Source organism: Paenibacillus sp. FJAT-26967, assembly GCF_001541095.1.
Lineage (GTDB): Bacteria > Bacillota > Bacilli > Paenibacillales > NBRC-103111 > Paenibacillus_F.
Genome location: NZ_LMXH01000002.1, coordinates 287,607 through 303,363 on the forward strand (window position 1 = coordinate 287,607; position 15,757 = coordinate 303,363).

The following is a 15,757-nucleotide window of genomic DNA, read 5'->3' on the forward strand; positions in this document are numbered from 1 at the left end:
ATAGGCAAATTACCGCCCAAAGTCTGGAAAAACGTGAAAATCGGCTGAAATGTGCAACTTTTGGCAATATCTCTGCGTCTAACTCTATGTTCGGCGACGTCGAATCTATGCTCTCGTTGTCTGTCTGTAGCATAATTTGGTAGAATAGAGAGGAGGCGGGCAGCTCGGGTATAGAGACGAACGCTGAAAAATACGTGTAAGAGGTGTATGATGAAACTTTGGTCCACTGTCGCCACGCTGCTCATGATTGCTTTGCTATTGCCCTCACTGGCTCTCGGTGCGGCGGTGACGCCCACAGCCAAAATCGTGCTGGATGGCAAGCCGCTGACAACCGAAGTGGACCCGCTCAATGTTGGTGCAGGTACCGTGATGGTTCCCGTTCGGGAGATTTTCGAGAAACTGGGTGCTTCGGTTACTTGGGATCAGTCGAAACAAAAGGCAACGATCGTGCGTAATTCTACAAAGATTGATTTAACAATCGGTGACTCCTATCCGATCGTTAATGGCGTCAAAGAAAAAGCGCTCGAAGTCGCCCCGATGAATGTTTACCCGGGGAACACAGTTGTTCCGCTGAGATTCGTCGGCGAGAAGATCGGCTACAACGTCGAATGGAACCAGAAGACGAGCACAGTGCTGCTTACAGCAAAGAGCGGTCAAGGACCAGGAGCGGGTAACAACGTCAACCCGGACCCTGTCAAGCCGAATCCGGCAAGCGTACTTGTACAATCCATTCAGTTGACCAAAGATCAGCTGTTGATTGGAACGGACAAGAATGCACCTAAGCCCAATGTCTTCAAACTAACCGGCCCCGACAGGATCGTCATCGATCTGCCTGGAACCGAGCTGAATGAAGCGTTGGCAAGCAAGCTGGTTGCTAATGTCGGTGAAATTCCTTCCCTGCATCCGATGGTAGAGAAGGTAAGGTTCTCGAATTTCAACAATGATCCGAGTACCGTCCGTATCACGCTTGATATGAAAGCGAACGCTGAATTGGCAATCGCTGCTGCGGCAGGTCAGGCCAATAAGCTAGTCGGAGTTTTAAAAGCTCCGGAACCGGGTAAAACCAAATACAAAGTGGTTATTGATGCAGGTCATGGCGGAACCGATCCAGGCGCAATCTCCATTACGAACAAGAAGGAAAAGGATTTTGCTCTGGCCGTAGCGAATAAGGTTGTGAAGCTTCTGGAGAAAGAACCAAACATCCAAACGTATACGACCCGCTCGACGGACACGTTCATTACCCTGGACGGCCGTTCGGAATTTGCCAATAAGCTGGATGCCGATTTGTTCCTTTCGATTCACGCCAATAAAGCAATCCCGTCTGCAAGCGGAACCGAGACTTATTATTACAAGCGTCCGGAAAGTAAAGCTTTTGCAACGATTGTCCAGAAGCACTTGCTGAATGCAACGGGTTTCAAGGATCGTAAGGTCAAGGAAGGTAATTTCCACGTCATTCGTGAAACAACCATGCCGGCCGCTTTGGCTGAAGTCGGTTTCTTATCCAATGCAGGAGACGAAGCGGCTATGTACACGCCAGCTTTTCAAGATAAGGTCGCTGCATCTTTTGTTAAGTCAATCAAAGAGTATTTAAAGATCCAGTAAGAAGCAAGGAGTGGGTGGAAGGATGAAGAAAAAACTTTGGATGCAGGGATTGGTAATCGGATCGTTGGTATTAGTTGCAGCAACAGGTTGCGGGCAGAAGGAACAGCCTCTCAATCCGGGTGCCAGCTCAGCAACGACTGAACCGGTTCAGACCGTGAGCCCGACACCTGTACCGACGACTTCCGTGAAGCCGTCACCATCACCGTCTCCGTCTCCGGAAGTTAATGAGAAGAGCGTTAAAGCGTACTATTCCGATCCGGATCTCACCAAGATCGTTGAGAAAACGGTTAAAATTTCTTATAAGAATGAAGGGGACAAGTATAAGTCGACCCTGGAAGCTTTAAAGAAAAGCGTGGATGAACAAGCCGTCTCTTTGTTTGAAGACGTGCAATTCCAGAATGTGAAGTTCGACAAAGAAGAACTTAAGATTGATTTGAAATTGGGACAGAACGCCCAGTTCGGTGCAGGCGGAGAAATGTTCTTCGTAGAAGCATTGGAGAAAACGTTGTTCCAATTCCCTGAAGTGAAAGCCATTTACCTCACCAAAGACGGCAGTCAAGTAGAGTCCTTAATGGGACATGTCGATCTGCCTTACCCGATTAAACGCAAATAAAGAGAGAACGTGCAATCGAGAGGAGAATACAGGCAAGTATGAAAAAAAATAAGACTGCAATGCTGCTGGCTGGCGCTTTAATCGCCTCCAGCATTTCTTTAAGTCCGGCTTATGCGGATCAAACGTCAGGTGAAACGAGCAGTTCCGCGCAGGAATCGATTGCGGCTGCATTGAAAATGAACTTTCCCGATGTAGTCAATACTCATTGGGCACTGCGTCATATTACAAAGCTCACTCTAGAGGGCATTGTTGAAGGCGATGAGAATGGCAATTACCGTCCTGAGGCTTCTATTTCCCAGCAGGATGTCATCATTATGGCTGTGCGAACATTAGGTTTGGATTCTTCCATGGACAGTAAAGCAGCCTACAACCTGCCTTTGAAAGTGGATGCTTATGCACAAGCTTATGTAGCAGCCGCTATTGAGCACAAACTAATCTCGGTCGAGGAAGAGACGGACAAAGCTTCCGCTTCCAAAAACTGGGGTAGTAAAACGGCTTCCCGTGAATGGGTAGCCAAACTGACTATCCGCGCTATCGGACAGCAGGAAACGGCGGATAATCTGGCGACCGAATCCCCCGCTTACTCGGACCTTAAGAGTATTTCCGACTGGGCCAAGCCTTACATCAGTGCTGCAACTGTACTTGGTATTGTGGATGGATTTGAAGATAACACGTTCCGTCCCAAAGGCGAAGTTACACGTGCGCAGATGGCGACTTTCCTGAGCAGAGCCGAACAGCACAGCAAGAACTTATCTCCGCGTGTAGTGCGGGGCTATGTGAACCATATTTCCTCCGACAAGATTTCCTTGTTTGATGAAAAAGGCAGAACGTCGACTTACAAAATTAAACCGGAAACGGTTTTCTATGGCAATAAAAATGACCAGGCGATCGAACCCGCCGCATTGGCTTATACGTATCAAGTTTCTCTCGTGCAGCAGGGCGGTACAGCCTATTATGCGGAAATTTTAAAAGATGAGGATCGTTCCGAGAAAGTAACCGGTACGCTTCTTCACATCAAAGACCGCAAAATGACGATGGATAACTTCGAAGTTTATGAGATCGGAAGCAGTGCGCTCGTATTGGATGCGGCCGGAGCGGAATCAAGCCTGTCTTCTCTCGTAATCGGAAGTAAGCTTGAACTGCGCCGTAATTCCATTACAGGCGGCAAAGAGTACGGACAAGTTGTGGTGAAGGAAATACCGGTCAACAAAACATCTACAGGCACGGTTCAAACCATTAGCGGAGATTCTGTCGCCATTGTGGATGCTCAAACAGGCAAAGCAGAGACTTATACGCTGTCCAAAAGCTCCACGATTGTAGATGCGGACAACCGCCTTGTTGAGAAATCGGCGATTCGTGTCGGTGACTCTATATCTTATACGGTGGAAGCGAGCCAGATTACCCAGCTGCGAATCGTAAAAACCCAAACGGGCGTGAGCAAAACCGTTCAAGGCAAGTTTTCGAGCCTGAGCAGCGACAAGACCGGTATTTTCTACAGAGACGAGAAGGATGGTTACGGAGCGGGCAATCTTGCACCGAATGTTCAGGTTATTATTGACGGTGTCGTTTCCCCGAGCCTGTATGATCTCGAAGAGGGCGACCAGCTCAGCATGGATATCGCGAACGATCAAATCGTGAAAATCACAGTGACGAATCGTTCCATTTCCAGTGTGCTGTTTGCGACTTTTATCCGTTTTGACTCGAAATATAATCGGTTAGACATCCAGCAAGCAGATGGTACACAAAATGCTTATACCATTTCGGATAATACGATTATTACCTTTGCTGGTAATTCGTTGCCGTTTAAAAATTATCCAGGCTTCGGCAGCCTCTTCACTGAAGGCAAAAAAATTGACCTGAAAGTATCGAAGAATAAGGTCACAGCTATCCAGCTTTCCCTTGATGTTTCGGGTGTTATTACTCAAATTAATACGGTAACGAACGAAATGAGCATTCGCGCAAGCAACGGGCAGTCGTTTACATTCAAAATGTATTCTCCTCAAGTGGAAATTCCGAATAAGAGCGGAGCTACTATAGCCGATCTCAAAATCGGAGATCAGGTTACGGCTGCGATTGATTATAATCAAACCGGTGTAACGAAGGTGAGCGTGGACAGCGCCAGCTTGATGCGCGTACAATATGTAAACAGTTCCCAGCAGGTCACTGCCGTCAATGAGCAGGGCAGCGGGTCCACTTTCTCTCTGACGAATGCCAAGATCGTCAAAAGCGATGGTTCCGCAGCGGTGGCAGCCGATATTCAAGCGGATGATTATTTGTTCGTTTCGTTTAAGGGCGGCGTGGTCATCAAAGCTGAAATCGTGAGTCCTGCCCGCGGTCAGGTGACGAATGTCGACCCGGTTAACGGGAATTTGACAATTCAGGAGCCGACAGGCAGAATTCAAATGTTTACACTCGGTACGGATGACGTGGTTAAGAACGGTTCCTCGGTCATTAGCTTGAATGCGATTAAAGCGGGAGACCGCGTCCAAGTCGTGTCGCAATCAAACGGCAAAGTAAGCGTACAGCTTGCTACGGCCATGACCAAAACCTTCAGCAGCTACGAGTACAACGTTAATCAGATGGAGTTCGGTACAGAAGGCTCTACAGAACGCTACAACATCCACCGCAGCGCTTATTACCATAAAGGCAGTGAAACGCTCAGCGCTTCTTCTTTTAACAAGGGAGACAGTGTAAAGGTGTACGTCGTGGAGAATAAGATTGTTGAGATGGAAAAGTAATCCGGCATTTCCGCCAAGACCGCCCCGGAAGCAGGGGCGGTTTTTACTTTGTTCGAAAGTTTTTGCAAAATGTTCGCAATTGATTGGTCCTTTCCATTGCAACCGGGGACACATTCGGCTAAACTTGTAAAAGAAAACGGGGAACTGAAAAAGAGGGTTACCATGAATAAGAAGCAGGTAAGGCACATTTTGGACACGATCGGCGATATGTATCCCGACGCGCACTGTGAACTGGTTCATTCGAATCCGTTTGAATTGACCATAGCGGTGCTGCTTTCCGCCCAATGTACGGACGAAACCGTGAACAAAGTCACCCAGACGCTGTTTCAGAAATATAAGACGCCTGAAGATTATTTGTCCGTTCCTTTAGAGGAGCTTGAGCAGGATATACGTCGAATCGGTTTGTTCCGCAACAAGGCGAAAAACATTCAGAAGCTGTGCCAGCTTATTCTAGAACGTTATGACGGTCAGATTCCTGAAAAGCATGAACAGCTAGTAGAACTTCCTGGTGTCGGACGCAAGACTGCCAATGTTGTCGTCTCTAATGCTTTTGGTGTTCCGGCCATTGCAGTTGATACACATGTGGAAAGAGTGTCGAAGCGTCTGGGAATAGCCGGCAAGGACGATTCGGTACTGGAAGTCGAGAAGAAATTGATGAGCAAAGTGCCTCGAGATGAATGGACCTTAACTCATCACCGGCTTATTTTTTTTGGAAGATACCATTGCAAGGCTCAGGCTCCCAAGTGTGACATCTGTCCGCTGCTTCTGGAATGTCCTGAGGGCAGGAAGCGTATGAAAATCAAGAAAGTACGCAAGACTAGTCAAAAAGAATGTGTAGTGAGGGATGAATAGGAATGAAATGCATAGCGGTGTATACGAAGAATTTTGAATTATTTTCCGATCTGTACGAAACGATCATGAACACGCCTCTTTCCGAGAATGAAGAAAAGGAAATCGAGGGAATCGTCGTCAGCGAGTCCGGCGAAGTACCGGAGAATTACCTGGAGAAAATGAAAGTAAAGCCCGAAGTTGTGGTTATGAAAGTGAAAGAAGGCGACATTACGATCCTTCAGCACGGTGATGTGTTCGAAATTTTCGTGCCGGAAGAAAACCTGAGCACGAGCGCTGTCGTTTCTTAATCGCTTCGCGGCAGCTCGATCTTCAGCCTAACACCCGTCTGACTGCCCGGAAAACTTCACTGCTTTAGCAGCGAAGTTTTCCGGAAGCAGTCAAGACGGGTTTTTTGCATACAAACATAAATTGACTTCCACCCGATCGGGCATTAAACTTTAAGGGCAAGTTGAACAGACGAGGCTGTATCGTAGTAAGATAGGAACAGTAACGGACGGATATCTCTTTAAAGAGAACCGAGATCATAAGGGCATGGGAGATCGAAACGGATGAATGTGAAGCTCATGGAGAAGAAACAGGATACGATTTTGGAGGCTTTCGGCAGACTGAGAGAAGAAATGCGCCAAGCCGGGGATAAAGCAAGGGTAAGAAAACTGGACCAGCTGGAAGCGAAGCTCCGTCTGGAAAAGTCGGTTATTGCGTTCTGCGGACATTTCTCCGCCGGTAAATCAACGCTGATCAATACGCTTTGCGGACACAGGCTGCTGCCATCGAGTCCAATTCCGACAAGCGCTAATATTGTGAGCATCGAAAGCGGGACAGCAGGTGCGGAAGTGATTCACCGCACGGAAGAGGATGGCGAGGCTAGAGCTCAAACGATCCAGCTGGAAGAACTCGACGCGTACTGTGTGAACGGAACCGACATAGAGGAAGTACGGATTCGTTATCCGCTTCCTTTCCTGGGTGAGCATGCAATGCTGCTGGATACACCGGGAATTGATTCTACGGACGATGCGCATCACATGGCTACGGAATCCGCTCTTCATCTGGCGGATGCGGTGTTCTATGTCATGGATTATAACCATGTGCAGTCGGAGATCAATTTGGCTTTTACCAAACAGATGAAGGAGCGCGGCAAACCGCTGTACCTCATCGTAAATCAGATTGATAAGCACCGTGAAGAAGAGCTTGCGTTTGCCGCTTATAAAGAAAGTGCTTACGATGCGTTCCGCAGTTGGGGAATTGAGCCGGACGGGATGTTGTTCGTCACGATGAAACAGCCGCAGCATCCTGCAAATGAATCTGCCAAGCTTAAATGGCTTCTGTCTAACCTCATCGGTATGCAAAAGCAGCTTAGAGAAGCAAGTGTGGATGCGGCAGCCGATCATCTGATCGGTGAGCACATTCTGTGGCTGCAGGAGCAAAGCGAATCCGAGAAAGCCGTGCTGCGGGACCGGATTGATGAAGAAGAAGCAGCGCTCTATTTGACTCAATATGAGGAGAAACGGCAGGTTCTTGCTGAAGCGGAAGCTCTCCCTCAGCGCCTGACAGACCAGCTGCGCAAAGAAATAACCGGCATTATCGAGAATGCCAATGTAACACCGGCATTAACGCGCGATAAAGCGCACGATTATTTGCTCAGCCGCAAGCCTGGCTTTAAAGTCGGCTTGTTCGGACGCGCGGCACAGACTGCGGCCGAAATCGACAAGCGGCTGTCCGCTTTCAGCGAAGATTTCGCTGAGCAGGTCCATGCGCAGATGGACTGGCATCTGCGTGACGCTCTCCGCAAAGCTTATACAGGTATCGGTATAAGCGACGAAGGACTTCTGGCGGACATCGACGCATTCACCGTCGATGTAACGCCGCAGTGGCTGGCTTCGGAGGTGAATACCGAAGCGGTCTTTAACAGCGAATATACGCTGACGTATATGAAGCAAGCAGCCGGTGAGCTCAAGGCCGCTGCCCGTCGTTCCGCGCTTGCGCTTACAGACCGCCTGGCCGGGCTGGCAGGGCAGCGGGCTCAGCAAGTGCATACGGAGCTGTCGCCGCAGCTTAGGCAGCTGGAGCACCGCCTGGAGGCGGTACGGGAGCTGGAGCGCTTCGAGCAGGCGGAAGCCGCCCGCGGCGATAGCCTCCGGCAGGCAGCCGACTGGCCGCATGCGGATGAGCCGGATCTGCCGGACCTCGGCGCCTACCGCGAGGAGGAGGCGCCCGGCGAGCTGCCCGGCGTGCTCCACTCATCCGCGATGGAGACGATCCTGCGCGCCGCGCACACATCCGCCGCTGCGGATGATCCAGCCGCAGGCGGTGCAGCGGCACCTCTGCCGCACCGTGGAGCCTCCGCGGCAGCGGGAGCCAGCGGCGCCACCGCGGAGGCCGGCGTGCCGGAGCATGGGCGCTACGGCGCTGCTCAGCCTGCGCAGCAGCAGGGGGCGAAGCGCGCGGAACGGCGCGCGCAGGAACTCTCCGCCGCAGCGGATCTCATCGAGGATATGCCCTCGATGAAGTCTATTGTGCGCTCGCTGCGGGAGAAAGCCGAACGTCTGCGCCACAAGACGTTTACGGTTGCCTTGTTCGGCGCGTTCAGTGCCGGCAAGTCGTCGTTCACCAACGCGCTGATCGGCAAGCGCGTCCTGCCTGTATCGCCGAATCCGACAACCGCGGCGATTAACAAAATCGTGCCGCCGACAGCGGATTGGCCGCACGGGACCGCGAGAGTCAAAATGAAGGCAGCCGAAGCGATTCTTCAGGATGTGCTTTACTCGCTGGAAGTGCTGGGAGTCCGGCTATCCGGGATGGAAGCGGCTCTGGATGCTATACGCAAGCTGACACCGGAGCACGTGAGCGCCAAGGGAAAACCCCATTTCTCGTTCCTCAAGGCGGTAGCCAGAGGCTGGGCGGAGGCTTCACCGCTGCTCGGGACGGAGCAGCGGGTAGGGGAAGAGGAATTCGCCGCCTATGTCGCGGAAGAATCCAAATCCTGCTTCGTGGATTACATTGAACTGCATTATTCCACTCCTTTGACGGAACAGGGAATTGTATTTGTAGATACCCCGGGTGCCGATTCCATTAATGCGCGCCATACGGGAGTGGCTTTTGACTATATTAAGAATGCGGACGCCGTACTGTTCGTTACGTATTATAATCATGCATTTTCTCAAGCAGACCGGGAGTTCCTGCTTCAGCTCGGACGTGTAAAGGACAGCTTTGAGCTGGATAAAATGTTCTTCCTGGTCAATGCCGCTGATTTGGCTGCCAGTGAGGAAGAGCTTCAAGGTGTCGTACGCCATGTGGAAACGAACCTGCTGCAGCATGGAATCCGCCATCCGCGGATATATCCCGTGTCCAGCCATCTTGCTTCGGAAGGAAAGCTGCATCAGGATCAAGCGGATCTTGAGGCTTCCGGCATTCTTCCTTTCGAACGTGATTTTATCCAGTTTACGCTGGAAGAACTAACCGATATTTCTTTGCGTTCGGCCGATCAAGAGCTTCAGCGGGCCGTTCATGTGTTAGGTGAGAGGATACAAGGGGCCCGGCAGGGCGAAGAAGCCAGGAAAGCCAAGCTGATTGCCTTGGAAGAGGCCGGGGAGAAGGCCGTTCAGCTGCTCAGCGGCACCGACCATGCTCCTGCCAACCGGGAGCTGAGTAAGGAAATTAGCGAACTGCTGTATTATGTGAAGCAGCGGACCCTTTACCGCTTCGGAGAGCTGTATAATATCGCGTTTAATCCGGGTTCTTTCCGGGGTGGAGAGCGTGATGCGAAGGCTGCGCTGCGTGAAAGCGTGCGGGATCTGATCCGGATGATCGAATTTGATCTTCAGCAGGAGGTACTGGCTACCAGTTTGCGGATTGAGCAGCAGCTTAACAAGCTGGCCCAAGGAACCTACGACAGCTGGGGTGCGGAGCTGCAAAAGCTGCTGGAAGGGTATGATTTCGAAGCCTATGAAGCATCCGCTTTCGGGACGCCTGATCAGTTCGTTTCCCTGGAGAGCATTGATATCCCGGATAAGGTTCTTACTTCTTATTTTAAGAATGCCAAGCAATTCTTTGAGGGGGAGGGCAAGAGCAAGCTGCGTACGGAGCTGGAAGGCCGTCTGGCGGACCCTGTGGCCCGTTTTGTAGAAGCGGCCGTCAGCGGATTGACATCCAAATATGCGCAGCATATAGAGGACACATTCCGAATGCTGAAAGACAGACATCTCGAAAGCAGCAGGGAGCACCTGGAAGGAATGCGGGATGCCCTTCAAATGCGTACAGATGTCGAGGTGCTCGTCTCCAAACGCGATGCACTGGCCATGCAGCTAAGCGGGAGATAGCACTCTGCAGCCATTTGGCAATCAACCGCTAACTCATATGACAGAATAGAATGCCATCCGGAAATCCGGGTGGCATTTTTTTGATGCGATGGAACGGCTAGACGAATAACCGGAAATATCGCCGGTAAATTATCAAATGGATTGACAGAGCGGCGCCAAATATAAGGGGCGGCGAATATAGCGATTGCATAATCCCGTTGGGGGTAAAATGCATTTTTTCAAAGTGTATCAAGGGTTTGCGGGATTCGGATTTTAACACCTATTTAAAGACGGATTAAAGAAAAAAGAGCATTTAGTTAGGTTTGTTATGGTAGCGCTTACATATCACCCAAAACCCATGATTTAGAAGCATGGGAACTGTTACTTCCCCATTTCGTTAGAGTACGCATTCTGAAGAGGTTTTTAGCCCGTTTCCACTCGTTGCTGGCAAACAGGGATGGTGTTAAGATTCATAAAGGTTTGCTGGGTAAAGCTGTTACAAAATCGGTGAACTTAGCCAAAATCCAGGGAGGATACTATGGAGGTCTTTAAGGGGCTCAAGAGATTTTACTGGCCCGAAAGGAAGCTGCTGTTGGCTTCTATCTTTTGTTTGATTTGTACCACTGCACTCGGACTGGTATATCCGAACTTGCTCCGCTACTTGATCGACGACATTATTACAAAAAGGCAATTCGATCAGGTTCCGATGCTGGCACTGCTCGTTGTAGCGGTTATATCGGTCAAGGCTTTGTTCCAGTTCCTGCACGGCTTCAGCGGCGGCAGGCTCGGTAACAAAGTGGCTTACAACATGAGAGAAGCCATGTACGAGAAGCTGCAGTATTTGTCTTTTCAGTATTACGACAAGGCGAGAACGGGTGACCTGATGTCGCGCTTAACCGCCGATTTGGAAGCGATCCGCGTCTTTGTCGGCTTTGGATTTGCCCAAATTCTGAACATCTTCCTAATGATCGGATTCGGCACGATTATGATGTTCTCGATCAACTGGAAGCTGTCTCTGCTCACGATGGTTACAATGCCGTTTCTGGCTTTTGCGGCGATCCGTTTTGAAGGTAAGATTCATCCGGCCTTCCGCTCGGTCCGTGCTTCCATGAGCAATATGACAACCGCGGTGCAGGAGAACATTACCGGGGTAAGGACGGTAAAATCATTTGCCAGAGAGCCTTATGAGGTAGAGAAGTTCACTCTGCGCAATGAAGATTACCGGATGAACAATGTGGCTACTTCACAGATCTGGTCCAAGTATTTTCCGGTAATGGAGCTGATTGCGAATCTGAGCGCCGTTATCCTGCTCGGTGCCGGCGGTTACATGGTAATTCAGGGAACACTGACGGTCGGCGAGCTTGTGGCTTTCTTCAGTCTCGTCTGGTATATCATCGGTCCGATGTGGGGCATCGGCTTTCACATCAACAACTATACGCAGTCCAAAGCGTCGGGTGAGAAGATTCTGGAAATTCTGCATCAATACATTCATGTAAAAGATGTTGAACATCCGGTCGTACTAAATCCCGATGAAGTGGAAGGCCGGGTCCGGTTTAATCAGGTTACCTTCGCTTATCCGGATGCCCAGCCCGCCCTGCACGATTTAACATTGGATGCTCAGCCCGGTAAAGTCATCGGCTTTCTTGGAGGTACCGGGTCCGGTAAATCCACGATTATCAGCTTGCTGATGCGCGCTTACAATGTGAAAGACGGCAGTGTAACGCTGGATGGTACGGATATTAGAGATATTCATCTGCAAAGTCTGCGAAATCAAATTGCAACGGTATTTCAAGAGACATTCCTTTTCTCCTCTACGATCCGCGGCAATATTTCATACGGGCGCAAGGATGTTACGATGGAAGAGATCATACGAGTGGCCAAACTCGTCAAAGCCCATGATTTTATTATGGAAATGCCGCTCGGATACGATACGGTGGTAGGGGAACGAGGCATGGGCCTCTCAGGAGGACAAAAACAGCGTATTGCGATCGCCCGCGCTCTGATTAAGGATCCCAAAATTCTTATTCTCGATGATGCGACAAGCGCGGTAGATATGGAAACCGAACAGGAGATCCAGGCGGGTTTCAAAGAAGTAATGAAGGGAAGAACGACCTTCATCATCGCACACCGCATCTCCTCCCTGAAGCATGCGGACGAGATCATTGTCCTGGACAAGGGACATGTTGTGCAAAGAGGCACTCATGATGAACTCATCCGGCAGGAAGGTCCTTATCTGGATACATACCGGATTCAATATGCGGATCATCCCGATGTTGCTGAGTCTTCAAGTTCACAGGAAAGAAGGGCAGTCCATTGAACCATAGCGAGCGGGAACAGAGGACGGGTACGCAGGGGAAGGGGAAGCAGAAGGATGCGCAGCCCCGGTTTGTCTACCAGGACGACGAGATGCTGGAGAAATCGTTCGACTGGGGGCAATTCAAGCGCCTTGCCGTATATGTGAAGCCTTACAGCAAGCAGTTTATTCCGGTTGTCGTCGTGATGATGATTGTAGGGGCGATTACCAAACTTACGATTCCGTTAATTATCAGTACAACCATTGACGAAGCACTCGTTATCGGCGGGGACGTGCAGTTTCTTTTTACCATGGTCGCTATTATGCTGGGCGTATATATTATTCAATGGCTGGCGAATAAATACCGGATCCGGTATACGAGCCTGATCGGACAGCGTGTTATCTTTGACCTGCGGCACGATTTGTTTCGTCATATCCAGCGGTTGTCGTTTGAATTTTTTGATAAAAGGCCGGCCGGTTCCGTACTTGTGCGTGTTACCAACTATGTCAACTCTCTGCAAGATTTGTTTACAAACGGTGTCGTTAATATGATGATCGACTGCGTGCAGCTGGTTGGAATTATCATCATCTTACTGACGATTAATTTCAAGCTGGGTGCGGCTATTATTATTACCGTGCCCCTGATGTTCCTTGTATCCTCTCAGCTGCGCAAAAGAGTCCGCCGTTCCTGGCAGACGGTGAACATTAAGCAGTCCCGCCTGAATGCCCATTTGAATGAATGTATTCAGGGCATCCGGGTCACACAAGCGTATACGCAGGAGAAGGAGAATATCGAGTTTTTCGAGCAGATGAACGGGGACAACAAGCAGGCTTGGAACCGGGCATCCAAGCTGAACCAGAGCTTTGGTCCGATCATTGAGATCACGGGCGCGATCGGTTATTTCATCTTGTTCTGGTATGGGGCTGCGCTCTTTCAGAACGGGGAAATTACGATCGGATTGTTGTTCGCTTTTGCCAGTTACATCGGGAACTTCTGGGAACCGATCAACCGGCTCGTGCAAATGTATTCGCAGCTGCTGGTTGCGATGGCGTCTGCCGAACGGATTTTTGAATTCATGGATGAACAGCCTACGGTACGGGAGAAAGAACATGCGGCAGATATGCCTCCGATTAGGGGCGAAGTGCACTTTGAGGATATCGTATTCGAATACGAGCCTGGCCGCAGGGCGCTTCACCAGATTAATCTGGATGCAGGGCCCGGTCAGAGCATAGCTCTCGTAGGGCATACGGGCTCCGGCAAAAGCACCATTATTAATTTGCTGTGCCGTTTTTATGATCCGACAGAAGGACGAGTGCGGATTGACGGTATAGACATCCGGGATGTGAAGCTGCACAGCTTGCGCTCGCAAATCGGTATTGTCATGCAGGATACCTTTATCTTCTCCGGAACCATCCGCGATAATATCCGGTTCGGTAAACTGGAGGCGACAGACGAGGAAGTGGAGCAGGCTGCAAAAGCCGTACATGCCCATGACTTCATTATGAATCTGCCCTTCGGGTACGACACGGAAGTTCAGGAGCGGGGCAATGCCCTGTCTATGGGTCAGCGCCAGCTCATTTCTTTCGCGCGGGCTCTGCTTGCCGATCCGAGTATTCTGATCCTGGATGAAGCTACAGCGAGTATTGATACGGAGACGGAACTGCGCATTCAAGAAGCGCTTAAGACACTTCTGAAGGGCAGAACTTCGTTCATGGTCGCCCACCGTTTATCGACAATCCGGGGTGCCGATAAAATTATCGTACTCGATCACGGCCGAATCATGGAGTCTGGAGATCATGATGATCTGATGCGGCAGGAGGGGATCTATTACGGGCTAATTCAGGCCCAGTATAAGTTTTTGCAAGAGGTCGGCTAGCTTCTGAACCTTGAGTGAAAGGAACTCCTGCGGGAGTTCCTTTTTGCTGCGCGCTCACAGGCTGGGAAATGATGAAAAAAATGGCGATATCCCCTCTGGACAGACAGGTTCAGTCATGTTAGGGTGATTAATTGAAAGACACAGCGCGAGGAGGATTTTTTTGAAACAGCAGACACCAACGCCTCTTGGAAGAAAAATGAGGATTAATGAAATCGATATAGTCCGCGCTGTCGCGATCATAGCCGTCGTGCTGATTCATTCAACGCCTGAAGCTGCAATGTATTCGTGGCAGGGGACGGTCGTTCCGGATGAAGGAAGCCTATCTCAAATCGTCATGTTTACGCTTAACCGATTGAGCCAATTTGCGGTGCCAATGTTTATTCTGATCAGCGGACTCGTTCTTTTCTACCGGTATTCGGGGAACTGGAGTTTCAAAACAGCTGTACAGTTTTACTACAAACGTTTGTGGAGTGTCGTTATTCCTTATTTGGTCTGGTCATTTATTTATTATATTTATAACCCTTGGCTCGCCGGTGTGCCCATGAACCTGAGCGCAGGCGATTTTCTGGAGAAAATAAAATGGGCGGATACGGGTTATCACTTGTATTTTATGATTATTATTTTCCAGTTCTATCTGCTGTTCCCGCTTCTAATGACATTCGTGCGTTACAAATGGTTTCGTGTCTCCATGATCCCTCTGGGCCTGGTGATTCAGTTAGGGTTCTATTCCTATCATCACTGGTTCGCGGAAGTAGAACATACGGCTTCGCTGGCTCCCACTTATTTCGCTTACTTCATGGCAGGGGGGTTCCTGGGCCTATATTACAACACCTTCCGCAGTAAAATAAAATCGTTCACAGCAGCTGCATTTGTCGTTATGCTTATCTCAGGCGGCGCTAATATAGCGATGTACCTGCTGAACCGGTATCAAGGACAGATGTTCGAGAATACCTGGTATGTCGTCACGATGCTCGTCTATGCCATCTCAACCGCTGTAGTGCTGCTGGGGGCGGGTAATGTCCTGCTTAAGCGGCTGCCTCGTATTTCGGGCTGGCTGCTCCCTCTGGGTGCGTATTCATTCGGGATTTACCTCGTTCATCCGGTTATCCTGTCTGCGTTTAAACACAAAATCAGCGCTCCGGGAAATATCCTGAGCTATAATCTATATGTTCTGGTCAGCTTCCTGACTGCGCTGCTCGGTTCTCTAATTGCCGCATTTCTGTACCGTAAGGCAGCCCAGAGCATCAAACGTTCCAAGCCTAAATCCGCCGCAGGCGGCCGGGTAACAGCCGGAGGCTGAACGCATGAAGAAAACACGTCCCCTTAGGACGTGTTTTTTGCTAGACAAGGTCTTCGGTATCCGGTTTGCTACTCTATTTTGATCTTGAAGAGGATAGCGTACCCGGCTTCCGCAGCGCTTTGGGCCCTATTATACGAATCGTCTAATTGGTCCTTGGTTATGGTCCGGAATCCCCAGACCGCTTCAG

The 15,757-nt window shown here is 50.0% G+C and carries 9 protein-coding genes; all 9 read left to right on the plus strand.

Annotated elements, in window-relative coordinates; all coding sequences use genetic code 11:
* The first annotated feature begins 207 nt into the window (after window positions 1–207).
* The 9 genes from AR333_RS11330 (at window position 208) to AR333_RS11370 (ending at window position 15,570) form a co-directional block, all read left to right on the plus strand.
* Entirely contained in the window at window positions 208–1,602 is a 1,395-nt protein-coding gene (locus tag AR333_RS11330; protein ID WP_253735809.1) for an N-acetylmuramoyl-L-alanine amidase family protein, read from the plus strand.
* Between the two features lie 22 nt (window positions 1,603–1,624).
* A complete protein-coding gene (locus tag AR333_RS11335; RefSeq protein WP_068775477.1) occupies window positions 1,625–2,215 on the plus strand; it encodes a GerMN domain-containing protein in 591 nt (196 codons plus the stop codon).
* A gap of 38 nt (window positions 2,216–2,253) precedes the next feature.
* Window positions 2,254–4,953, plus strand: coding sequence for an S-layer homology domain-containing protein (locus AR333_RS11340; RefSeq protein ID WP_068775478.1), 2,700 nt, complete (start codon window positions 2,254–2,256; stop codon window positions 4,951–4,953).
* 162 nt (window positions 4,954–5,115) lie between these two features.
* A complete protein-coding gene (nth, locus tag AR333_RS11345) occupies window positions 5,116–5,805 on the plus strand; it encodes an endonuclease III (RefSeq protein ID WP_068775479.1) in 690 nt (229 codons plus the stop codon).
* Between the two features lie 2 nt (window positions 5,806–5,807).
* Window positions 5,808–6,092, plus strand: coding sequence for an NAD/NADP transhydrogenase alpha subunit (locus tag AR333_RS11350; RefSeq protein ID WP_068775480.1), 285 nt, complete (start codon window positions 5,808–5,810; stop codon window positions 6,090–6,092).
* A 261-nt stretch (window positions 6,093–6,353) separates the two neighbouring features.
* Window positions 6,354–10,121: a dynamin family protein gene (locus tag AR333_RS11355; RefSeq protein ID WP_068775481.1), complete on the plus strand. Its 3,768-nt coding sequence runs from the start codon at window positions 6,354–6,356 to the stop codon at window positions 10,119–10,121.
* Window positions 10,122–10,638: 517 nt separating this feature from the next.
* A complete protein-coding gene (locus tag AR333_RS11360) occupies window positions 10,639–12,417 on the plus strand; it encodes an ABC transporter ATP-binding protein (RefSeq protein WP_068775482.1) in 1,779 nt (592 codons plus the stop codon).
* A complete protein-coding gene (locus AR333_RS11365) occupies window positions 12,414–14,270 on the plus strand; it encodes an ABC transporter ATP-binding protein (protein WP_068775483.1) in 1,857 nt (618 codons plus the stop codon). Before AR333_RS11360 ends, AR333_RS11365 begins: the two co-directional genes overlap by 4 nt.
* 160 nt (window positions 14,271–14,430) lie before the next feature.
* Entirely contained in the window at window positions 14,431–15,570 is a 1,140-nt protein-coding gene (locus tag AR333_RS11370; RefSeq protein WP_253735810.1) for an acyltransferase, read from the plus strand.
* Window positions 15,571–15,757: the final 187 nt, after the last annotated feature.